This is a genomic window from Maribellus maritimus (assembly GCF_022267315.1).
Taxonomy (GTDB): domain Bacteria; phylum Bacteroidota; class Bacteroidia; order Bacteroidales; family Prolixibacteraceae; genus Draconibacterium; species Draconibacterium maritimum.
Window position 1 is genome coordinate 46,646 of sequence record NZ_JAIKLE010000010.1, and the last position, 24,086, is coordinate 70,731.

The window sequence follows — 24,086 nt, forward strand, 5'->3', positions numbered from 1 at the left end:
CATTCGGTTAACACGGGGAATGAATCGGTAAAATGTATTTTTCACCGTTAGGAAACAAAAAAGCGGGTACAAATCCCGCCTTCAAATTATTTCTTGTTTTGAGCCCTGGCCCATGAGTCTCTTAAAGGGACAGTGCGGTTAAACACCGGTAATTCTGTTGTTGAATCATAATCAAGATTAAAATATCCTAAACGTTCAAACTGAAAATGATCCAAAGGTTTTGATTCCCTGACAAAGGGTTCCAAATAACATTCATTTAAAACCTTTAAGGAATCCGGGTTCATAAAATCCTTGAAATCAACATCCTTATGCCCCCCAGGGTCTTCATCTGAAAATAAACGATCGTATAATCTCACTTCTGACCTGACAGCGTGTATCGCTGAAACCCAATGGAGGGTAGCTTTCACTTTTCTTCCGTCTGGTGAATTCCCACCTTTTGATACAGGATCGTATGTACAGTGTAGCTCTACGATTTCACCATTTTCATCTTTAATGACCTTTGTACAGGTTACAAAATAAGCATAACGCAGACGTACCTCCCTCCCCGGAGCCAGGCGGAAAAATTTCCGCGGTGGTTCTTCCATAAAATCATCACGCTCAATATATAATTCACGCGAGAAAGGAACCTTTCGTGTTCCCATTCCCGGATCTTCCGGATTATTTATCGCCTCGAGTTCTTCCGACTCATTTTCAGGATAATTTGTAATAACAACTTTTAGTGGATTCAGAACCCCCATCACCCTCTGCGCAGTTCTGTTCAGGTGCTCACGGACACTGTACTCCAGAAGCGACACATCGATCATTCCGTCCACCTTCGTCACTCCTATTCGGTCGGAAAAATTACGAATCGACTCCGGGGTATAACCTCTTCTTCTGAATCCTGAAATGGTGGGCATCCGAGGGTCATCCCACCCGTTAACATGTTTGTCTTTTACCAGTTCAAGTAATTTCCTTTTACTCATCACGGTGTAAGTTAAATTCAAACGTGCAAATTCAATTTGACGCGGACGGTAATCTGAATCCTGTAACTGATCAACAAACCAGTCGTAAAGTGGCCGGTGCACTTCAAATTCCAATGTGCAAATGGAGTGGGTAATTCCTTCCCAGTAATCGCTTTGCCCGTGTGCAAAATCATACATCGGGTAGACCTTCCATTTATCGCCGGTACGATGATGATGTGCTTTCATAATCCGGTAAATGATCGGATCACGCATGTGCATATTTGGCGATGCCATATTTATCTTTGCTCTCAGAACTTTGGAACCTTCATCAAATTCACCAGCGGTCATCCGCATAAACAAGTCCAGATTTTCTTCTATCGAACGGTCCCGAAAAGGGCTCTCTGTTCCCGGACGTGTTGGCGTTCCTTTTTGATTACTTATTGTTTCAGAATTCTGATCATCAACATAAGCTTTTCCCTCCTTTATTAACTGAATAGCGAACCCATGCAACTTTTCAAAATAATCTGAAGCGTAAAACAAACGATCTTCCCAATCAAAACCAAGCCAACGAACATCTTCCTGGATTGATTCCACATATTCTGTTTCTTCTTTGGACGGATTAGTATCATCAAAACGAAGATTACATTTACCTCCGTATTTTTTTGCAATACCAAAATTCAAACAAATTGATTTTGCATGTCCAATATGCAGATAACCATTAGGTTCCGGGGGAAATCGAGTATGTACCCGTTCGTTATTTTTCCCTTGTTTCAAATCTTCATCAATTTGAAGATGTATAAAATTCACTTTCTTTGGTTGTTCCTTCATTACAGAATTATCCGCCATTTTCTTTGATCTACTTAATTTATTAACACAAATGTAAAAAATGATCTGTGAGTTTAATTAATACTACTTTGAATAATTATGAATGGTTACTAATTTTTAATTTCGTCAAAAAAAAGAATGGGAATAATTGAAATTGAAAGAATGCAATTTTATGCATTCCATGGTCATTACAAAACAGAAAGAGTTGTAGGGAATAATTTTGAAGTTTATTTACGTTTTGAAACCGATTGCTCAACAGCAGCTATTTCTGACAATTTGAACGACACTACAAATTATCAGGAAGTATATAATTTGGTAAAAAAGGAAATGCAAAATACTTCGCACCTTTTGGAGCACGTTGCACAACGAATTCTGAATTCTTTATTCAAAAACTTTCCTGAAATAAAAAATGCACAAGTAAAAATATCCAAGATAAATCCACCTATGGGAGGAGAAATTGAAAAAGTGAGTGTAACGCTTTCTCAAAAAACAAAATAAAAGCCTTCATACCCGCCTCCTACCACAATAGTCCCAAAAACAAACTCAGACCCAAATAGAGACAAATTTGTCCCAACATGGGGCGTTTTGTTTTTCAATCAAAGAACTTAAAACCTCTAAATCAACACATTAAAACACATGGCATGTTTTTAGAGCAACACCCAATGAAAACACAAAACAAAAAGTAAAAAATTATGGACAACACAAATTACAGAAAACAACCCCAAAAAAGAATGAAGGAACGGTTCTACATCTTGCCTATTCTATTAACCTTGATTGTCTCTTTTTCATCGTGTCTGAAAGAGCCGGACGAAATAGTCACTAACCCGGAATCGAAAAAAACAATGGACAATCTGAATGTATCTGAAGATTTTTCATGGAAAACCTCCAAAACCGTAACGCTGGTAATAAATGCCATTTCCGACAATCCGGAGTTAAATTCAAAAGTTTCCGTTTACAATGGCAATCCTGAATCAGGCGGCAAACTCATTATTAATTGTGGATTAAACGAAGAAACCACTTTTGAAAATGAAATTCAAATTCCGACTTACATTTCTACTCTATATTTAAAATGTGAATTCCCGTCAGGAAATTCGGCAATAGATTCGGTAAGCACACGCAACATTATTGATTACACTTTCACCGAAAGCTCTGCAACCAAAAGCGCAGCAATTTTAAGCGCAGAAGCTCCAAACAGCCCTGGATGTGCCGGAGACGTTAGCATTACCGCCACATCCGGAGGAATAACTGTTGAGAATGACAAGATATACGTGATTACCGGAAACTACATCGGCGACGTTACGTTTCAAAACGGTGGCGGAACTTTGAGAATTTGCGGAAATGTCACTCTGAGAAATACAAATTTCAATGGCAACCTTTCAACCGTAGCAATTGAAGTTACATCTTCAGGTTCACTTACTACTTCAAACTTAAACTTAAATAGCAGCAATTACAAATTGAGCAACTGGGGGACATTTAACTATCCCAATCAATTTTCTCCGAATGGAATTATCAACAACTTCGGAACAGCAAATATTTCAGGATTAAATATAAACTCTGGTGGCACACTGCTTAACACTGGAAGCCTAAATATTTCAGGAAATTTTAATAACAATGCGTCCAGCGAAAACAACGGTGCGATGAGTGTTTCAGGACACTTCAACAATAACGGAACCAGCGAATTTACAAACAACTGCAAATTAATTGTTACCGGTAATTTTGCACAAAACAGCACTTTAGAAAACAGTGGATACATTTCCTGCGGAGGAACTTTTACTATTAATAGCAGCAACTCTACAACTATGACAGCTGGCGCGATGATTAAAACTGTCAACCTAACAGTTAATGATGAAATTAACGGCATAGGTGACTACTCAAGTTTGAGCGTTTCTTCCACAACTCATATAAATGGAGGAGGTGCTCTTACTGGAAATATTGATATTTGCGACGAAGGAGGAATCGAAGTAAACAACGGAACAATCGCATCAACTGTTACCTATTGTCAAAATTATATTGCAAAATCAGATTGCAACCCCGTTGGAATTGGAGAGGCCCCCACTTCTGATAGCGACGGCGACGGTGTACCCGACGGACAAGACGACTATCCCGACGACCCAAATACATCGTACAATTCCTATTTTCCAAACGAAACAGATAGTGCAACACTTGTATTCGAAGATCTTTGGCCATCAAAAGGAGATTATGACTTCAACGACCTAGTCGTCTATGTAAAAGGAAAATATGCTACAAACAGCAACAACAAGGTTGTTAAAGTTGTTTTGGACTTCAAAGTAAAAGCAGTTGGTGCTTCAAATATGAATGGCTTAGGTATCCAATTTGACGATGTCGCCTCTTCTGAAGTAACATCAGTATCAGGGGCAGTTAAAAATTCAGCAAGCGGAATTTCACTAAATAATAACGGAACAGAAGCAGGCCAAAGCAAGGCGGTTATTATTGCGATTGAAAACGTAAACGATGTATTAAACAGAACCGGCGGTTCGATGTTCAACACCGTCAAAAACGGACATATTGGAACTTCAGACTTAGTTACAATTACTGTTTCTTTTGAAAACAAACCTATAAGTCTGGATAAAATAAATTCTGCAGGCTTCAACTTCTTCCTTATTAAAAATCAGGAAAGAGGAACAGAAATACACCTGGCAGACAGAAAACCTACAGATTTAATGACTTACGAATTCGGAGCTTCTGATGACACTTCTGTTCCGGGTAGTGGAAGACTCTATAAAACAAGCAATAATCTTCCATGGGGATTGCTGATACTCGAACCATTCGACTATCCAATGGAAAAAATTGAAATCACTGATGCCTACTCTAATTTTGCAAGCTGGGCTGAATCAAATGGAACGATGCATGCCGACTGGTACAAAAACCCAAATTCTTCCAAAGTTTGGTAAAGGAAAAAATATTCTTCAAAGAACCTTGTTAATTTTAGCAAGGTTCTTTTTATATATTGTTTGGTTAACTCCATTTTCAAATTAAAAAAATATTACCACATCTTACTTCGGGCCTATTAAAAACACTTTTCAAACTTTTTATTCGTAAATTCGAAACAAATTTAAAAGCTTTTGAAAGATGTTTTTTAATGTTGACAAACTAAATGAAGGGAAAGGGAAAAACAGCTTTTCTCACTCAAAAAAAGAGGAACTGAGCCAAGGAAAAGATCCTAAAATAAATCTTAATACCTGTTCAAAAAACTGGCAGGAAAATAATACCCACTGTCATACGAACAGGAAATGGGAAAAACTAAGGAAATAAAATCTGAATTTACATATTGCCGGAAATGCATTTTTTTATAGATTTGCAGTCCGAAACGAAACATGGTTCCTTGGCCGAGTGGCTAGGCAGCGGTCTGCAAAACCGTGTACGGCGGTTCGACTCCGCCAGGAACCTCAATTAAAGCTGAATTTTTTTCAGCTTTTTTTATGCTCTACAAAGTCAGTTTCAACATTACAAAAATACCAAACTGGTGTTTTACATCGTCGTTGTAATTAAAACGCCAAACGCCGTCAATACGAATAACTTTTAATATATTTTCCAAACCAAGCGAGAACTCGGTGTAAGGCATTCCGCCCAGGCCTTTCATGTCGCCGGGCAACAAAAGGCTGTTGTCGTGGTTCCCATTATAACTTCCCCACAGGCTTCTCATCCCGGCAATTTCGCGCCATTTCAATTTTCGAAATAAAGGCGTTTTATTCAGAAAAAAACCAACAAAATGATGTTCCCAGAAAATACTTGCATAAGTATCGCTGATAAATTCCTGGTAATTCATCATGTTAAACGCGTAGGTATCGTAAGCATAGGTTTCATTTCCTTCATGAATTTTAAGAAAAGGAAAAGGAACATCGCCCCATATTTTTCCGGCCTGCAGATAAACCACACTAAAACCGATGGGATTTATTTTGATTCTGTCGGAAAATCCGGCATTTACTTTCCAGTAATTGTAGTCGCCGCCTAAAAATCCTTTTATTCCTTTTGTTGCAGAAAGCATAAAAGTGGGGTCGTAATTCGCAAAAGAAGATCGGTCAAAATCATCCTGAACGATATCTTCGCCCGGAGCATAACGCACTCCTAATTTTAGCTCCCCCGATTTTAGGTACGGCACTTCTTTGCCGGATTGGTTTAAAAACGGCACGTAGGGAGCTGAATTAAATTTAGCATACGAAACACCAAACTCGGATGAAACGCCTAAACGCCACTCGTGTTTTGCCAGGAAATCAATTCGGTCGGTCATGTTTAATTTCGAATTGAGGCGTTTACTCAGTAGAGTGGTCATAAAATTCTCTTCCATAAAAGCATTGTCGCTTTTTCCAAGCATTTCCACGTCGTGTTTTGCCTGCAGTGAAATTATATTCAAAGGTTTCACAGAGAAAAAATATTCCACACCGCCGCCATATTTGAATTTATCGTCGAACATTCCGTAAGCACCGTAAGCATTGAACCTAAAATGCGTATCGAAATCGTAGGTTGTGCGGGCGCCAAACCGAAAGCGGTTACCTTCCACCTTATTTTTGCTGTACATATAGTAATAAGGTCCCAACTCTATTTTCCCCAAATCGACATAGCCGTAATACAAGGTGTGAATAATTTCCTGAGCAGTATTATATATTGGAAGATTCACCACCGAATCAACCATTTCGTAAATATCAGACTCGCGCCGCTGCAACTCTACCGGGCGCATTTTCTCCCAATAATCATCGCCTTTATCCATCACGCCATCGGTAACCGTAATGGGTTCTTTTAAAACTTCAACCTTTTCGGCAACCGGCCCAAATTTGAAATGCTCATAAATATTATTCTTCCTTACAATTATACCAAGGTGTTTTGAATTTTTATCCTTTTGCAAATCCACATCGGCAATAATCGATTCGTTGCGCGGAGTCCAAGTGCTGTCTGTTTTCTCAAACTCAATTTTGTATTGAAGATTATTAACGAAGTTCACATTCGCTTTTTCTGAAAGCTGCATTTCCAGTTTGCTTAAGGCAAAACTTCCATCTTCAACCCAAAATTTTCCTTTAAAAACTGGTTCCTGCGGAAGTTTTGGTTTAAACGAAACTTCGTAAATTTTGCTTCCGTTCACCTGAGCGCTGTCTAACAGGTAATATTTATAAAACTGCAAACCGAGATTATTCACCGGCGAAATCAAACCGATATCGGAGAAGGTAATGTAGTTTTCATAAATATTTACGTCTTCATACATTTTCCCGGTAAACTGCGAAAACATATCAATGGTCATACCTGACGCTTTGTTGGCAATAATTTCTTCTCGATCTTTTTTGTTTTCAGCATCGTGATAAAAATTCGACACGGTTTCGTTAAAAAACACCGGCAAGAATGTTTTTCCTTGAATTTCCATCGAATCGATATAGTCAAAAACAAAAGCAAACTGCTCCAACAGCTTTTTATCTTTCAAGCTGCTTTTTACATTTTTTATATCGAATTCAATTTTTGAATAAATCTGGCTGTTCCACGAAGGAAAATTATCCGGGTTGTTACGGTCTTTATTATCAACAATTTTCCGAAGTAAAACATTGGCCGGATTTTCGCCTGGCAGAATTTTAATTTCGCCCAACTCAACAACCTCTTCCTCCAAAGCAAAATCAATTTTATTGCTTTCGTTCATTTTTATTGAAGCAGATTGTTTTTTGTAACCAATGGCAGAAACGTCAATTTCCCCTGTTGGTTTAGCTGTTGTTATCTGGTAATTTCCATTTACATCCGACATTGTTCCTATGTAGGTTCCCTTAAAAATAATATTTGCATAAGGGATTGGCTCTCCGGTTCCTGCGTCGGTAATTTTACCTGAAACATCAGTTTTTTGTCCGACTGCCGACAATGTCAGGAATAGAAATAATACCTGCGACAGTATTTTTTTTGTCACGTTCTCCGTTTTCTTGTTTGTTTTCGAAAGTAAAAGTAGGTATTAGTTGAATCGAACGTTTGGATTTGCCTCAAATTATGACAAGAATTAATAATAATTAAGTAAATCTGAACATTATAAATTTTACTTTTGCCGACAAAAATGTTTTTCTGCATCAAAATATTTATCTGCGCAAACAGAGAGCAAAACCTTTTTCCCTTATTATGAAGTTATTACGCACGATATTTTTTTCCCCCTTAACACTTCTCCGGCTAATGGTTGTCGTATTCATGTCGGGTTATGTTGTTGTGGTAGGTTGGTTTTGGCTTAACCTTTTTGGTTTTAGTCAACGTCTGCAACAATGGGTTATGAGAACCTGGGGGAAAAGCATCATTTTTTTTCTGGGAATAAAAATTGACCGAAATGAGCTGCCTGCAAGTAACAACTTTATTTTAATGCCCAACCACAGAAGCTATCTTGATATATTTATTGTTGCAGGACTTACGCCTGCAGCTCTGGTTGGTAAAGCAGAGCTAAAAAAATGGCCTTTTGGTAAACTTGGAGCTAAAGTAACCAACTCCATTTTAGTTGATCGTTCAGAAATAAAAAGTATGCTTAAAACCATGCACCAAATAAAAGCTTCAGTTAACAAAAATATACCGGTTACACTTTTCCCCGAAGGAACCACCTATAAAGGGCCACTAACAAAACCCTTTAAAAACGGAAGTTTTAAGATTGCTGCAGACACAGGAATTTCAGTTATTCCGATGGCCATTCATTATAAAGATGCAAACGATGCCTGGGTTGGCAAGGACACTTTTCTGGGGCACTTTTTCAGACAAATGGGAAAACCTTATTCTAAAGTATTTATTCGTTACGGAAAACCTGTAAGTCACTCTGAATACAAAATTCTGCAATCTGAAGTAAAGTCGCAAATCGATAATATGCTGAACGAACTAAACCAGATTGCATCGCACTAGCTGTTTCGTTTTCTTTTAAACCAGTAATAAACAGGGATTCCGGAAAGCGCAGTTAAAACAGCAATCGTAGACTCAACAGGCTTTTCAAAATAGGCCAAAACCAACATTACTATTCCGGTTAGGATATAAAAGATGTGAACAAAAGGGTAACCTGGCAATTTAAGTTTACTCTCTTTCTTCGAACGCAATTTAAAAACCCCAAAAACAGCAATAATCGGAAATATGCCCAATGAAAACCCCATATAAACCAGAATTTGCTCAAAAGTACCTGAAAGTACTAATATTATTGCAATACTACTTTGAAGTAAAACAGCCAGGTGGGGCACTTCAAACCGGGGATGAATCCTAGACACAAAGTTAAAAAAGTAACCTTCTCTTGCCATTGAATAGTAAACCCTTGGACCGAGCAAAATAAACGCACTCAATGACGAAAAAAGAGCAAACGAAATCAGGAGAGAAATAATCGTCTCTGCAACTTTACCAAATGCCAAGCCAGCGGCAAGTCCTCCAATTTCTGGTTCGTCAACCATTTTTCCCGGAGGCACCGCATAAACAAAAAAAACGTTTAACAATAAATACAGTACAATAACAATTACAGTAGAAATTAAAAGAGAGCCGGGAATTACTTTTTTAGGATTCTTTATTTCAGAACCAATATATGTTGCAGAATTCCATCCACTATAAGCAAACATTATAAACATAAGTGAAAGCCCGATGGATTTCCAACCGCCAAAATCAAAACGGAACTCTTTTGCCTGAGCCAAATTTTGAAAACTTCCCTCACCTAAAGTTAAACCGGCAACGATAAGCCCAACAACTAAAATGACTTTCATCACAGTTAGTCCGTTTTGCACTTTTGCTCCGAGAACAATTCCCCTGTAATGCACCGCGGTAAATGCAAGAATGATTAAAATAGCCAGCAACCGATTAAACATATCTTCGCTAACAAAACTTTCCATTTGCAACCACTGCTGAAACTGCGGGAAAGCCCAGGTAAAATAACTGGAAAAACCAATCGCTGATGCTGCAATCGGCGCTGAAAAACCAACTATTAACGATAACCAGCCACTCAGAAATCCCGGAAGCGGATGAAAAAGTTTCGAGATAAAAATATATTCGCCGCCTGCTTCGGGGAAAGTAGCTCCCAATTCACCAAAAGCCAGCGCTCCGCACAAAGAAATAACACCTCCTAACAACCAGAGTGATAACATGACCATTGGATTGCCCAAATACCCCATTAAATATCCTGTAGTGGTAAAAATACCGGCACCAATTATGTTGGCAACAACAATATTCACTACCGGAAATAATCCAAGCTTTCTCTGAAGTTTATCAGGAAGTTCCAATTTAATTATTTTTCCCAGGTTTTATAACTCATAGATATCCCCGCTCTGCTATCCTTTGTAATTGATGTTTCGTAATTGTTTAAACTTTCAACATACTCTAAAAACTCCCGAATTCCACGCGAACGCTGAGCAGCATTATGAGCTGTATAACATCCCCCTCGTTTCATTTTAGGATCCATCGCGATAAAATAGTTTTTAAACCAATACCTATCTGCATCGCAAAAAACAAAATCGTATTCCCCGGGAAGTTGCGGAACCAACTCATGAGCATCGCCCAATCGCGCATCAATAAAATCAGAAACTCCGGCTTTTTTAAAATTTGCCCGAGCCTGTAAATAGCGGTTTTTATCAATCTCAATGGTAGTTAACTTACCCCCTGTTTTACTAAGTGCCCATGCAATCCAGATTGCAGAATGACCGGTTGAGGTACCAATTTCAACCGCACTTTTATAATTATTCTTAACTATTATATCATAAAGAATTTTGCCATCTGAAAGGGGAACATTCATATCGCGCCAGCTATGAGCATTGTCCACAATAAAGGTTTTCACTTTTTTATCCAGTTCATTTTCAACCTCCGGATATTGAGCTCTAACACCGACACCAATAACACCCAAGGCTACAAACAACAAGAACTTTATTTTCATAAACAAGCATTTAAGAATGCTGATAAAGTTATAATAAAATACTTAAAACGCCTTGATTTTTTTTATCCACCCGTCAGTATTTTGCAGTTGCAAATTCATTTCTCCTGGACCGACCAATACAAGCCCCCCATCGGATGTATTGATTATTTCTGACGCTTTGTCATTTCCAAAGTTAAAAGGAAAAACAGCTTCTGACAATATTGAGCCCTCAGAATCGGTAACCACCAGCCATGTTCCTACCCTGCCTAAAAATGAAGTTTCTTTTTTACCGGCTACTACTATTTTACCGTCCGGGCGGACAGCTATTGCATTTCCACCTTCAGAGCCCTCACTATCAATATTCTTTGACCAGATAAGTTCTCCCTCCGGCGATATTTTGGTTAAAAAAAGGTCATAATCAAAAATCGGATTGTCCGAATTAATATCATTCATACAGGTGCCATACCATCCTGCCACAATTAAATTATTGTCGGGGCTGCAACAAATACACTCAGCTCTCACATCAACATTGGGGGTTTTATACCGTTTCTCCCATATTTTATTTCCCTCGCTATTGAAACGTATCACCAAAAGATCTGATTCCTGAGCAACTTTTCCGGCAGTTTGCGCTGCAACAACAAAGCTTCCATCAGGTAGTTTCTTCATGGATCCAACTTCCTCTATATCATTTTCGCCGCATGTTTTTTTCCATAATAATTCTCCATCATTATCGAATTCAGCCAGCCATATTTTTCTGAAACCCTCTGAAACTAAGACTGAGCCACAGGTCACAAAGTTTCCATCATCTGAAGTTAAAACTTCGCTAACAGAAATATTCTCCAATTCATTCAGGCTCTTCTGCCAAACTTCGTTTCCATCAACATCTGATTTGAAGAAAAAAACATGAGTTTTTCCGGCATCCAAAACGCTATTCCCCACAACAATATATTCGCCACTTACAAACTGGGAAATACCTGATGACAAATCGTTACTTTCTGTTCCGAATATTTTTACGGTAATTATCTGTCCTTCGGCAGAAAACTTCACCAAACAAAAATCCAAATCATCCCGGTTAACCGCCGGCGAAGAACCCACTACAGTGTATCCTCCATTCACATCTTCGATTATACAAGTAAAAACATCCAAACCAGCTTTACCTGTTTTTTTCTCCCACTCGATATCTAAAGTTTGAGAAAGCGCCTGAAAACCAATCAAGCTGAAAACAACAAAAAAGTAAAACATTTTGGAACACATGGCCGTTTTTTTTGATTTTGTTTTGACTTTTTTTACGGATTTCAAACTTGATTAGTTATACATTTTTGATATTTCATTTTGTAAGCTAAATAGTTATTAACAACTAACTTTCAGTACAAAACATTGACATATATCAACAGATTCTCCTGCAAAGAGCTTCAAAATGACCCAAAAAAAGACAATTCGTTAAAAAAAATTAATTTCTGATAGGATATTTTGGATTTTTATTTACATTTGAAACGCATTTGGGATTCATCCCATATTGTGTGTTTGGGGGTTAACATTTAGGAAGGAGGCTGATGAGCCTCCTTCTTTCTTTTTATACCTTAATCTCCCTCGGTAAATTCATATTACTTTTAATAAAAAAAATAGAATCCCAAATAGTTAAAAGTCATTTATACATTTATTATCTTAGCAAAAAAAACAAACCGATGAAATTAAAACGACTTATATCAGCAGCAGTTAGCTTTCTAGTCATGCTACACCCCCTTCTTGCTCAAAATAAAACTCCTGAATTTTACTCTCTGGCAGAAAGCCCTCCAATGGGATGGAACAGCTGGGACTGCTACGGGCCAACCGTTACTGAAAAAGAAGTAAAAGCCAATACTGATTATATGGCTGAAAAATTAAAATCTTTTGGATGGCAATACATTGTGGTTGATATAAGATGGTATGTTGAAAATACCAAGGCACAGGGATACAATCAAACCGACCCTGTTTATTGTATGGATGAATATGGAAGATTAATTCCAGCAACAAATAAATTTCCATCATCTGCAGAAAATAACGGATTCAAACCACTGGCAGACTACATTCATAAAAAAGGACTAAAATTCGGGATTCATCTCATGCGTGGTATTCCGGTTGAAGCAGTTAAAAGAAATACACCTGTAAAAGGCACAAAACATTCAGCAAAAGACATTTATTCTGAAGAACTACAATGTAAATGGTTACGAGATATGTATACCGTTGATGCATCGAAACCAGGAGCACAGGAATATTACAACTCATTATTTGAACTCTATGCAAGCTGGGAAGTAGATTATGTTAAAATTGACAATCTATCACGCCCTTATCACCAAAAAGAAATAGAGCTTATCAGAAATGCAATAGACAATTGCGGAAGACCAATGGTATTAAGTACATCGCCAGGAGCAACTCCACTTGAAAATGCAGAACATGTAAAAAGACACGCTAACCTTTGGCGCATTTGTGATGATTTTTGGGATAACTGGAGATACATGGCCCCAATGTTTGAATTATGTAAACACTGGGCGCCTTACAGTGGCCCGGGCCACTGGCCGGATGCCGATATGCTTCCTCTTGGAAGAATTTCAATCAGAGGGGAGCGGGGCGAGGAAAGAATGACAGGCTTTACTACCGACGAGCAATTTACGCTTATAAATTTATGGGCTATTTTTCGTTCTCCTCTTATGTTTGGCGGAGATTTGCCCAGCAACGACGATTTTACCCTTTCGCTGATTACCAACAAGGATATTCTAAAAGTCAACCAAAGCAGTTCCAATAACCGTGAGTTAAAAAACGAAAACGGATTGATTGTGTGGACTGCAGATATACCCAATTCAAAAGATAGGTACGTCGCGTTTTTTAATAGCAATGACAAAGAAAGTGAAGCTATTTCTGTAAAAATGAAAGAATTAGATTTAAATGACAACGCAATAGCAACAGACCTTTGGAGTAAAGAAAAAGAAACTGTAAAAAACGGAAAATTTACAAAAAAAATAGCTCCTCACGCCTCTGCAATATTCAGACTGAGCCAAAATTTGTAATAGAAAAGGGGGTGAACAAAAAATTCTGTTCGCCCCCTTTTTTAAAATTCGTCAGGTATAGAATTTAACACTAATTTTTTTCCATCCAGGCTGTAAACATCCAATAATATTTCTCAGTCTGTTTTACAATGCTGTTTAATAAGTCAATAGTTGACACGTCGCCGCTTTCGTTGGCCAAATCCAGCACATTTATCATCTGAGAGAGTAAAATCTCAAAATCGGTTAAAATACTGTCCACCATAATATCAGGACCAAGACCTGGTTCAGGTTCTGAAATTTTCGAAAATTTCAAATATTCATCTAGCCGAGCCATTGGTTTTTCGCCAAATACACGAACTCGTTCTGCCAAATCATCAATATTAACCTTTGAAAAATTATACAACTCTTCAAATTTTTCATGCAAGTCAAAAAAATCTTTCCCGGTCACATTCCAGTGAAAATTCCGCAGTTTCTGATAATGCACATGATAACTTGCAATCAGTAAATTAATTTCCTTTGTTAACTCGGTAGTATCTTTATTTGCAAATCCCAAATTTTGGAATACTTTTTCTTTTGTTCTCATAATCTTGTATTTTTTTTAGTTCAAATTACTGTTCATGATAAACCAGAACCGGTTTATCAAAATGTGTCAATACGTTTTTTACATCACTTGATGAAAAAAACTGTTCAAAAAAACCTTTCTTCTCATGCATTAACACCAGTAAATCTGTCTTATGTTCCGATGAATAATCTTCAATTCCTTTTCTGAAATCCTCCTGACTTTCAAGCGTAAAGTCAAAATTATCAAAATCAACCTCTTCTTTTACCACCTCTTTAAAACCTTTCCACTTCAACTTTTCATCAAAATCAACCTCTTTTTCGTTGTGCAAAACCATTATATGGGTATGTTCTGCCTGTTTCAGAAAGGTTGACAAATGCTTTAAGGAAGTAATATCTTCCGGATTGTAGTCGGTAGCATATACCACATCTTTAAGAATAACGTGTGGTGTATCTTCCGGTATTACAAAAACCGGACATTTTACGTCGTTTATAATATTTGGATAATGAATCAGCCCTCCTGATAGTTCCGCATAACTTTGGTAATTATTAATCAGCAACATCAAATCCTTATCTTTCTTAAGTTCTTCCTCTACCAAATCAACCCGATTTAATTCAGAGGTACTTATTTCGTAGGGAACCTGAGTGAGGTTATGCTTAAGATACTCGTCAACCATCGCTCTAAGCTTCGTTTGGGCTTCCTCAAACTCTTTTCTGGCCATTTTTTCGGCATGTATAAAACCTGCATCCATGGGAGCTGTCGCACCAGACATATATGACTGTCCCATCCATTTCAAATCAAAAACGTAAATAATTTTCAATTTCCTTCTGAAACGGTTGCTAAACGAAAAAGCAAACGACAGTAAACTTTCGCTGTTCTTTAATGAATCCAGTAATAACAAATTTGTTTTCATGACTTTCCTTTCTTTAAAATTCTAGTTTTATTTTACCGTGTGCTTTTTCGGGTGTATAAAAAATATCCGGAGGTTAATTGGCTGCTGCTTTTGCTTTGTCTGCCGTTGCGTTAACCTTTTGATTTACTTTTTCTTCTGCTTTAGCAGCCTTTCCCTTCATCTCATGTACAGCGTCGTTTACAGAATCTTTCAGATTGTCAACTTTCTCCCCCAAAGTTTCTGTAATATCCTTTGAAACATTTTTTACTTTCTTCGAAATCTTCTTTCTCGTCTTTGCTCCTTTTTCAGGTGCTACCAAAATTCCTGTTAATGCTCCTGCCGCCGCTCCGGCAACAAATCCCAATAATGCATTTCTTGTTCCTTTTCCCATGATTTCTAATTTTTAAGTGTTAATAATTTATTTTATATAATCGTTTAAACTCCTGCCTTAAAATTCTCGGCAGTACGTTTCATTTTTCTAATGTCATTTTTTTTCTGAATCCAACCCTTATCCATCGCCTGAATTCTGCTTTTCAATGTATTTTTATCGCTACCTAAGTAATTTTTTGAGTTAATTACAAAAGACAAGGTTGTTTTTCGTTTTTTTAATCCATTCATATATCATTTCTGTTTAAATGTTTTCTACTCTTTTACTCGAAAAAAGTATTCCAGAATTAAGCCACCAGCCCCACAACCCAACTACTTGCTGAAAATCAAGGCTTTATTTGTTTTTGATTTGTATATAATGTGAATTCCTAATGTGGACAAATCTCTACACGATGTGGATTTTAAAGAAGGTTTAATTTTCCACGAAACAACAGCCACTCGTTAACTTGTATAAAAAAACTTTCCTTATTCTTTTTGTATTTAACAAAAATAAACAAGCATTTCTGTTTGGATTTTACTTCCAAATACTTAAAAGTTATACCATCATGAAGAAATTGTATAAAAATTTGAATGGTTGATTACTCTCATTATTCCGGCTGTAGTAGCTGTTACTTGCATTAAAAACGATGATTTTGTTCCTGCGAATAGAATAAAAGTGAAAACCCCGAGAAAAAAGCATTACGGTGTCCCTTTACATTGTTAAGAAAGCTGCTCAGTAACACTCTTCCTGCTCCAAAATAAATTATCTTTAGGAATAATTTTTGTTCCTTACCAAACAACTAATCTAAAACCGCAATGCAAACAAAATACTTACTCCCAATTTTACTGATATTAATTACGCAGTCAGTTCTTTCTCAGAACAAAAAGTCATTTATTGAAAGCCAACAAACGATTCCTTTTCAAAAACTTTACCTACACACCGACCATGAATTTTACTTTTTGAATGATACAATTTGGTTTGCGGGATACCTACTTCACCCGCAAACGCATGCTCCTTTAAAAACCGACTGTAACTTGTATATCGAATTAACTGACAGTTCCGGTCATTCTGTTCAAAAAGAATTTTTTCCGATTGAGCAAGGTTTTTGCCCAGGCCAGTTAACGCTAAACAGGCCTGAATTGGAAGAAGGAAACTACCTGCTTCGTGCTTACACCGATTTATTGGGTGAATATGGAGATGATTTAATTTTTTCAAAACCAATTCGTATTAGTCGTGTAAAAAATACAGCCGGTCATGAAACAAAGGATAAGGATAAGCATAAAATAATCAACAACATAACTATCGACCTGTTTCCTGAAGGTGGTTTTCTGCTGGCGGGCAAATACAACCAAATGGCTTTTAAAGCAACTGAACCTTCAGGAAGGGATGTTGAAATTCACGGCCGGTTACTAAACGGGAAAGGAGAAGAGTTGATGAAATTTTCTTCGTTGTACCGGGGCATGGGAATAATTTATTTTATTCCGGAGCAAAGAGAAAAATATACAATTGAAATTGATGGTTATCCGAATGTAATCTATAATTTCCCTAAAATCTCAGACACCGGAGCCAAACTGATGATTTACAAAGAAAATCCGGACGGTATTGATGTTAACGTTCTTTTAAACGAAGCAGTTAGCAATCAAAAATACTATGTGACTTCTCTAACCAGAGGCGAATTAAACTCTTTTGCAGAGGTAAGCAGGAACAAAAAAGAAAAAATTGTTCATATTAAAAACGAACTACTAAAAAACGGTATCAACCGGGTAGTTCTGTTAAACGAAAATTTCAAACCTGTCTCGGAACGACTTGTTTTTATTGATGAAGCCGAAGATGCTTCTTTGAAATTAAAATTGAACCAATTCCAATTTCGCCCACGGGAACAAGTGAAACTTGAAATAGATGTAAGTAAAAACATTGACAGAAATGAAATTGCTAACCTTTCCATTTCGGTTATTGATAAAAGTTCGATTCCGGAATCAGGGATTACAGAAAACATAAAATCCTATCTGTTAATCGATTCTGAACTAAAAGGGTACATTGCCAGCCCTGCCGACTACTTTATAAACGAACCTCAAATTTCATCAGCAAAAAAACTTGATTTACTTATGATGACCCAGGGTTGGAGCAACTATGTTTGGAATACACTAACCAAGAGAGAAAGAATCCCAGAAATTGAAACACATTTAGGACATACTTTTACAGGAACATTAAAAAATTACTACAAAACAAAAAAGCTAACTGATTCAGAAGTAATACTGAGTGTGTCCGGAAAAACAGACAACTTTATGAATTTTACCCAAACTGATTCACTGGGAAACTATACATTTGACAATGTACAGTTTTATGATTCAGCTATTGTTTTTATACAGGGAAAAAATAAAAGAGACAAACTTAATACCACCATAACGTTAGACAGTATCCTTTTTAGCTCGCCTGAAACAACCTCTTCTGAACTGACGTTGGCAAAACATTTTACCAAAATTCCGGTTCCCATGCTTCGGACAAAATATTTTAATGAAGCCAGACTAAAAGAATTTTTCCCCGACCGTGATACCCGTCTTATTGAAGAAGTAAGAGTAACGGCAGCCAGGCCGGAGGAAGAAAAAAGCCAGGGACGAATTAGAATTTATACCGAACCAACTCACACGGTAGTATTGAAAGAAAATGCTTATGCATACCCAAACATTATGGAATATTTGGCAGGTCGCGTTCCCGGAAGAGTGGATTCCACCTATTTATTCTTGATAGATGGGATTGAAGTATTTTCAACAGATGATTTTCCAGCATATGATTATGTAACCTCTATTCCTGTGGGAGATATAGAAAGAGTAGAAATTCTAAAACATGCCGCAGGTACTTATTATGGAATGCGCGGAAGAAATGGTGTTATTAACATCATTATTAAAAGAGGTGGGGGACGTACATCAACGCCGGATATTCTGAAAGGTACAATAGTTAAACGAATTAAAGGCTTTTCATCGTACCGCGAATTTTATTCTCCAGCATACAACAGCGAAAATATACGTTCTGAAATACCCGACTACCGGACTACACTTTACTGGAATCCGTCAATCGCGGTGGAAGATGGGAAAGTTAACTGTACTTTTTTTACTTGCGACAATGTTGCTGAATACAAAATATTTGTAGAAGGAATTACAGAAAACGGAACAATTTGTTTGGGTGAGGCAGAGTTCGAAGCGGTTAAAAACAATGATACTACAAGCGAAAATTATTAAAATCCCGGCAGTTTGCACCACCGGGATTCACCAGATTGACTCTCTGTAGAATGTGTCGACTTGAGGATTTTAACCTCTAAGTCTATCGAATTAAAACTATTACGATTTCAGATTAAAAAAACTACCGCAAAACACGTCTCAGCTGCAACAGCTCCGGATTTAAAGCAATGGTGAGGCCGCCGGTAACAGTCCAGCCAATACCGTACCAGGTTGACTCTGTTCCTGACCACCGCCTGATTTTTATAGTATAAGTTTTGCCCGGCTGCCCGGTAAACTCAGCTATTTCGTAGCTGTTATCCCACGAACCGCTGTATCCTACCAAAGCTCCATTTTCGTCATATATCATAAGGTCAAGGTCGACCTTTAGCTTTGACATATACCAGCTCCAGAAAAGGAACGATGTCTTTTTGGTTTTGGATGTCCAGGCTAAAGCAACTTTCACTTTTCGTGGCCCCCATATGTAATTGGGGACAGACACTTTATACTCAAAAGTAGATTTTTTGTCGCTGCCAAAACTGGAAGAGCTAAGCAAGCCTACGTCCCATCCTCTGCGTGTAGCGGGTGCATTTCCCCATCGCCGGTTCTTTGCTACATTTACACCTTCGCATGCATTCACAGCTCCTGCACCGTCTTTTGCGTCAACTCCCCCACTTACATCCTGCCACCATGTATTACCAACAACATTTTTTGTTGCACTGGCTAACAGTATGGCTCTGCATCCTTCGGGCCAATGTTTCAATGTTGAATTTGTACCTTGAAGAAGTGCGCTTACTCCAACAACTGCCGGTGAAGCCTGGCTGGTTCCGGTCATTGTAATTCCGTCGGCTGTTACGCCAACACCGTTTGCGCTTATTTCAGGCAGTTCACGATCGCCGTGCGAAGTGCCCGGATTTCGAAACGTTGATGATGCTGACATTGCCGATGCATCATCATTGTGATTCCCAACAGAAATCGTATTATACCCTTTATGATTTACATATTCACTGCTGGGCGGATTAATATTATCCGGGTCTCCGTTCCAGAAGTTACCTGCTGCATGAACTATTAAAGGATATGGATATCGGGTTGCCAGATAGTCGCCATAAATATCATCGCTTGATAACGCAGCAGAACCAGGCTCGCTGGATCGGTGAAAGCTTTGATTAATAACCGTACAGCCTTTGTCTTTTACTGCCCAGGTTAACGCATCCCTGTCTTTATCATTTGCTGAATACAAACTACACCCGGGAGCGTGCCCATTTGGTGTTCCGGATTCCTTATTCCGGATTATCGCATGCACATTCTGCGAATGATTTGATGTAGAAGGATTTGATTTGTATTTTCCGGCAATAACCAAATCTGAATTATTTGAAGGCCCTGATTCCCAGACAGCGACTTTTACACCCGAACCAGTTTCACCGGTGGAGTGAACAACATCAGAGCAGGCAACGGAAATCGAGTCGTCGAGGTCTTCAATGCCTTCAGTTTCATGAAGAAGTAAACCTGCCACATCTTTTCGTTCCGCCAACTCTTTAATGCCCGATGTTACAACATGAACGGTAACTACCGGCGCGAGTTCATCAACCTTTACTACTTTCAGATTGCTGCGAAGAGATTTTGCAAACTCTTTTAACCGTCCAACCATCTTTTCTCTCATTTCTTCTGAACGTCGGTTTGCTGAATCCTGGTCACATTCATTTAAAGCACGGTCTGAAGGCAAAGCTTCAGGCTCCTCAACTTCGTACCAAACATCGACCAACACATTTGCAGGTGGTTTTTCAGAATAGATAATAGAAAACAGTGAGGGATGAATCTTTCCGAATTTCGAATTCAGTTTTTCACGATGTTCTTCAAGGACTTTTTCTCCATCTACTCTTTTGCCTTTATGGTCAAATTCAAATGATAAAGGCCTACCACTCTTGCGGTCTGTAGCTTTAAAAAATTCGATATACTCTACGTCTGAAATCTTATCACCCGGAAGCCGCTCAACACCATCTTCAACAAGTTTAATTCGAACAAAACTATTGATTTGCAGGTTGCCGGCAATTTTTGAGTTCGTGGCAACTACTGTAAAAGGGATCTCCAGAGGATCACTCAATTTCTGTGATTTAGCATCCACAAGCGGATCAATTACCAGCCTATGTTGTCCGGGTGGCAACCCATTCTCTGCACTCCATACAAAACCACCTCTCCGTCTTGTAGGAGAGACTTTCCCATCCACACCCTGAACCGCTATGCTTCTGATCACACGATCTGCATCTGCATTCGCAACAGTTGTGATTTCGATAGACGAATTTGTTGTTAGAATTTCGTCGCGTACCAGACTTACCAGTACATTACTTTCTTTAGTCATAACTAACTCCTCTCTTTTTTAAGTATTTAATGGTTGTTATTTTCGTGTTTGAGTAAAAGAGTCATATAATCTGCCAAGTTAAATCGAACGCAAATAAGCCAATGACTTTCGACGTCACCGCGTCAGAGGCTAAGCCTGTACTTCCAATCAGTCAGGTAAACTGTAAACTTGTCAATTTCAGCTTCTTTGTTTAAAAATGATAGTTTCCCAGATAATCATTTGGGGATTTAAACAAATCCAGCATAAATAGAAAAACTTCCACATGCCATTTCCGAAAAAGATTTTGAATTATTCACAATTTAAACTCAACATTTTACACGTGCAATATATGCACTAAAAAACTAAAAATCAATAACATAGTTAAAATCCCGATAAAAATGGGGCAAAAACCCCTTGTCCTCAAAGGAGGTATTATTTTAATGAAATTTTAAATTCCGTCATTCCGTCATCATTGGTTTCTAATGTAAATCCGGCTTTGTGATTTATGAGTATTTCCCGGATTAGAGTTAGTCCTATACCCTGCCCGGTTCGTTTTGTGGTGAAAAATGGCTCAAATAATCTCTTTTGAATATCAGCAGGAATGGGTTCTCCATTGTTTCCAATAATCAAAGTTGCAGGACTCAGACGGGTTTTAACAGTTATTATTCCTTCGCCGGTAATAGCCTCAATGGCATTCTGCATAATATTGATCAAAACCAGTTCCAGTTGTTGCGGGTCAAAAGGGATTGTCAGATTATCTGATGTAAATTCTGTAACGATTTTTATATTTTTTTCTTCAAAGTCTTTTTTGAAATAAAACAAAATGCGTGTGACAATTTCATTTATCGAACAGTCCTGGATTTCAGGCGGCGGAATTCTGACAATATCGGCGAATTTTTTTGTAAAGGTATTTAAATTAAAAATCCGTTCTTTTGCAATCGCCAGTGCATCAACAAAATCCTCATTTTTTTCTGATGAAAATCGCCGCAGATGAACTATCGAAGAATCAATAATCGAATTCACCGAGCCAACACTGTTATTTACTTCGTGCGAAATCATTCGTATCACCTTTTCATACGACTGTTTTTCTGCATTCAACAATTCTTTTGTCAGTTCCTCTATAATATAAAAAGTTCGTTTAACTCCTCTTTCCAGAAAACTGGATCTGTAACATTTGTATTGACTAATCCCGTTTATTTGGATCAACCTGGAGTCGTTTTCTTTAATATTTAATAGTTCCGAATTCCATGGTGGAGGTAACTTACAGATTTCCGTAATTTCTCCTTTTTCATCGATTTCCAAAAGGTCTTGGGCATAAGGATTTATGGATTCAATATTTTTATTTGCGTCTAAAATGATAATTCCTGTTGGTGTTGCGTCGATCATTTTCTGGAGAAAAAAGTGTTTCTCGGCAACATTGGTCCGTTCCAGCCTTAACTGGTCGATCATTTTATTATACACCTCGAATAATTTATCAAGCTCCTTGTTTCCAACCGGCAAAAACTTTATGCTGAAATCTTTATCTGCAATAGAATCTATTCCTGCATTCAACAACTTAAACGGCTTAAAAAGCGGCAAAATCAGCGTAAACGAAAGTACCAGAGAAATAATCAGAATTGCTTCGCAAATCAGAAAAAGAATTTTATTCTGCTGATAGATTAAAACGGTTATAACCCCAAATGAGAGGTGAACTATGATAATAAACAGTATGTATCTTGTTTTTAACTTCATTCGGCTTTTATAAAATCAGAAAGCCCGTGTTTTTCCAGTCTCCGGTACAAAGCGGCCCGGCTAAGCCCAAGTGATTTTGCTGTTTTTGACATATTGCCCCTGAACCTTTCCAGTGTTTTGATAATCATTTCCTTTTCAATTTGTTCTAACGTTAATGCTCCAACAGGAGGTAGGTTTTCTTTTGATATTGGAGTCGATGTTTGCTGCAAAGCTTTTTCAAAATCGGAAATTTCAAATTTGTTTTTCCCTGAAATTAACCATGTTCTCTCAATTAAATTTTTTAGCTCCCGGATATTTCCTGTGAACCTAATATTTTTCAGCCACTTTATTGCTTCTCGTGAAACATCTATGTTATCTAAATTATAAATACTTTTTAAAGTTTGAATAAAATAATTAACCAGAAGCGGGATATCGCTCTTCCTTTCTGTTAATGAGGGAATATTGATTGTAATTAGGTTAATCCGGTAATAAAGATCCTCACGAAAAGTACCCTTTTCCACCATACTTTTTAAGTCCCTGTTTGTAGCACAAATTACTCTGACGTTTACCTTTCTTGTTTTACTTTCACCCAACACCTGGTAGGTTTTATCCTGCAGAACGCGAAGTAATTTTACTTGTGAATTCAAATCGAGGTCACCGATTTCGTCCAAAAAAATTGTTCCGTTATCTGCCAACTCAAATCTACCTTTTCTATTATTATAGGCGTCGGTAAATGCACCTTTTACATGCCCAAATATTTCACTTTCAAACAGGCTGGATGAAATTCCTCCAAGATTAACTTTTATAAACGGAGCATCCTTTCTGCTGCTGTTTTTATGAATGGCTTCCGCAAACAATTCTTTCCCGGTGCCGCTTTCTCCAAGGATTAACACAGGAGCATCTGTTTTACTAACCCTTCCCACTGTACTTAAAACAGATAGTATTTCAGAGCTGTTACCTACAATATTTGTAAAATCATATTTGCTATCCAGCTCTTTTCTTTTTATTCCAACCCTGGGTTCCTTTGTTAATTCAAAAGCGGTTTTAATGTTATGCAGTAAACTCTCATTTTCCCAGGGTTTGCTTATAAAATCGAAAGCTCCTTTTTTTATACCTTCAATCGCCAAAGGAATTGAAGCCCAGGCAGTAATTAGAATTACGGGTATTTTAGGAACAACTGCCTTGAGTTCTGACAAATAGTTCAATCCCTCTGTCCCTGAGCTATTGTTGCTGAAGTTCATATCCAGAATAACCAGTTCCGGTGTTCTCTCTTTTATTATTTCATTTGCCTCTTTTGGATTGGAGGCACAACGGGCTGTATAACCATTCTGTTTTAGCAGCAAACTGATTGAAGTTTGTATCGCCTTATCGTCGTCGATAACCAATATCATATCA

At 37.7% G+C, this 24,086-nt stretch carries 17 protein-coding genes and 1 tRNA gene; 6 read left to right on the forward strand and 12 right to left on the reverse strand.

Going from position 1 to position 24,086, the window contains the following annotated elements; all coding sequences use genetic code 11:
- Positions 1-86: 86 nt before the first annotated feature.
- On the reverse strand, positions 87-1,787 hold the full coding sequence (locus K5G00_RS10725) for a glutamine--tRNA ligase/YqeY domain fusion protein (protein WP_238766161.1): 1,701 nt from the start codon (positions 1,785-1,787) through the stop codon (positions 87-89).
- Between the two features lie 117 nt (positions 1,788-1,904).
- On the opposite strand from K5G00_RS10725, the gene folB reads away from it, so the two are divergent.
- The 3 genes from folB to K5G00_RS10740 all read left to right on the forward strand — a co-directional run bounded on the left by folB (position 1,905) and on the right by K5G00_RS10740 (position 5,174).
- Positions 1,905-2,264: a dihydroneopterin aldolase gene (gene folB / locus K5G00_RS10730; RefSeq protein WP_238766162.1), complete on the forward strand. Its 360-nt coding sequence runs from the start codon at positions 1,905-1,907 to the stop codon at positions 2,262-2,264.
- Positions 2,265-2,458: 194 nt separating this feature from the next.
- A complete protein-coding gene (locus K5G00_RS10735; RefSeq protein ID WP_238766163.1) occupies positions 2,459-4,678 on the forward strand; it encodes an LruC domain-containing protein in 2,220 nt (739 codons plus the stop codon).
- A 425-nt stretch (positions 4,679-5,103) separates the two neighbouring features.
- Positions 5,104-5,174: transfer RNA gene (locus K5G00_RS10740), tRNA-Cys, on the forward strand.
- A gap of 37 nt (positions 5,175-5,211) precedes the next feature.
- On the opposite strand, the gene K5G00_RS10745 is transcribed toward K5G00_RS10740, so the two are convergent.
- On the reverse strand, positions 5,212-7,662 hold the full coding sequence (locus K5G00_RS10745) for a DUF5686 and carboxypeptidase-like regulatory domain-containing protein (protein ID WP_238766164.1): 2,451 nt from the start codon (positions 7,660-7,662) through the stop codon (positions 5,212-5,214).
- Positions 7,663-7,865: 203 nt separating this feature from the next.
- Here K5G00_RS10745 and K5G00_RS10750 point away from each other — a divergent pair, with 203 nt between their 5' ends.
- Positions 7,866-8,621: a lysophospholipid acyltransferase family protein gene (locus K5G00_RS10750; RefSeq protein ID WP_238766165.1), complete on the forward strand. Its 756-nt coding sequence runs from the start codon at positions 7,866-7,868 to the stop codon at positions 8,619-8,621.
- Here the strand turns inward: K5G00_RS10750 and K5G00_RS10755 are convergent.
- From K5G00_RS10755 to K5G00_RS10765, 3 genes are read right to left on the reverse strand one after another with little or no spacing between them, the layout of a single operon-like run.
- Positions 8,618-9,967, reverse strand: a complete 1,350-nt coding sequence (locus tag K5G00_RS10755) for an APC family permease (RefSeq protein WP_238766166.1) — start codon at positions 9,965-9,967, stop codon at positions 8,618-8,620. The genes K5G00_RS10750 and K5G00_RS10755 overlap by 4 nt on opposite strands.
- 5 nt (positions 9,968-9,972) lie before the next feature.
- Positions 9,973-10,614: an O-methyltransferase gene (locus tag K5G00_RS10760; protein ID WP_238766167.1), complete on the reverse strand. Its 642-nt coding sequence runs from the start codon at positions 10,612-10,614 to the stop codon at positions 9,973-9,975.
- 42 nt (positions 10,615-10,656) lie between these two features.
- Complete coding sequence (locus tag K5G00_RS10765) at positions 10,657-11,835, reverse strand: hypothetical protein (RefSeq protein WP_238766168.1); 1,179 nt, start codon at positions 11,833-11,835, stop codon at positions 10,657-10,659.
- 443 nt (positions 11,836-12,278) lie between these two features.
- Between K5G00_RS10765 and K5G00_RS10770 the strand changes: the two genes are divergently transcribed.
- Positions 12,279-13,637 carry a glycoside hydrolase family 27 protein gene (locus K5G00_RS10770; protein ID WP_238766169.1) on the forward strand — a complete coding sequence of 453 codons (1,359 nt, stop codon included), beginning with the start codon at positions 12,279-12,281 and terminating at the stop codon, positions 13,635-13,637.
- A 70-nt stretch (positions 13,638-13,707) separates the two neighbouring features.
- On the opposite strand, the gene K5G00_RS10775 is transcribed toward K5G00_RS10770, so the two are convergent.
- From K5G00_RS10775 to K5G00_RS10790, 4 genes are all read right to left on the reverse strand, one after another.
- On the reverse strand, positions 13,708-14,199 hold the full coding sequence (locus tag K5G00_RS10775; RefSeq protein ID WP_238766170.1) for a Dps family protein: 492 nt from the start codon (positions 14,197-14,199) through the stop codon (positions 13,708-13,710).
- A 25-nt stretch (positions 14,200-14,224) separates the two neighbouring features.
- On the reverse strand, positions 14,225-15,088 hold the full coding sequence (locus tag K5G00_RS10780; RefSeq protein ID WP_238766171.1) for a universal stress protein: 864 nt from the start codon (positions 15,086-15,088) through the stop codon (positions 14,225-14,227).
- A gap of 73 nt (positions 15,089-15,161) precedes the next feature.
- Positions 15,162-15,458, reverse strand: coding sequence for a YtxH domain-containing protein (locus K5G00_RS10785; RefSeq protein ID WP_238766172.1), 297 nt, complete (start codon positions 15,456-15,458; stop codon positions 15,162-15,164).
- Between the two features lie 44 nt (positions 15,459-15,502).
- A complete protein-coding gene (locus K5G00_RS10790; RefSeq protein ID WP_238766173.1) occupies positions 15,503-15,685 on the reverse strand; it encodes a hypothetical protein in 183 nt (60 codons plus the stop codon).
- Between the two features lie 564 nt (positions 15,686-16,249).
- Here K5G00_RS10790 and K5G00_RS10795 point away from each other — a divergent pair.
- Positions 16,250-18,670 carry a TonB-dependent receptor gene (locus tag K5G00_RS10795; protein WP_238766174.1) on the forward strand — a complete coding sequence of 807 codons (2,421 nt, stop codon included), beginning with the start codon at positions 16,250-16,252 and terminating at the stop codon, positions 18,668-18,670.
- A 121-nt stretch (positions 18,671-18,791) separates the two neighbouring features.
- On the opposite strand, the gene K5G00_RS10800 is transcribed toward K5G00_RS10795, so the two are convergent.
- The 3 genes from K5G00_RS10800 to K5G00_RS10810 all read right to left on the reverse strand — a co-directional run bounded on the left by K5G00_RS10800 (position 18,792) and on the right by K5G00_RS10810 (position 24,082).
- The gene (locus K5G00_RS10800; RefSeq protein WP_238766175.1) at positions 18,792-21,002 is read right to left on the reverse strand and encodes a S8/S53 family peptidase; all 2,211 of its coding nucleotides are present in this window, start codon (positions 21,000-21,002) and stop codon (positions 18,792-18,794) included.
- 411 nt (positions 21,003-21,413) lie between these two features.
- Positions 21,414-22,712, reverse strand: a complete 1,299-nt coding sequence (locus K5G00_RS10805) for a sensor histidine kinase (RefSeq protein ID WP_238766176.1) — start codon at positions 22,710-22,712, stop codon at positions 21,414-21,416.
- Positions 22,709-24,082: a sigma-54-dependent transcriptional regulator gene (locus tag K5G00_RS10810; RefSeq protein WP_238766177.1), complete on the reverse strand. Its 1,374-nt coding sequence runs from the start codon at positions 24,080-24,082 to the stop codon at positions 22,709-22,711. The genes K5G00_RS10805 and K5G00_RS10810 overlap by 4 nt, the downstream gene beginning before the upstream one ends.
- Positions 24,083-24,086 lie beyond the last annotated feature (4 nt).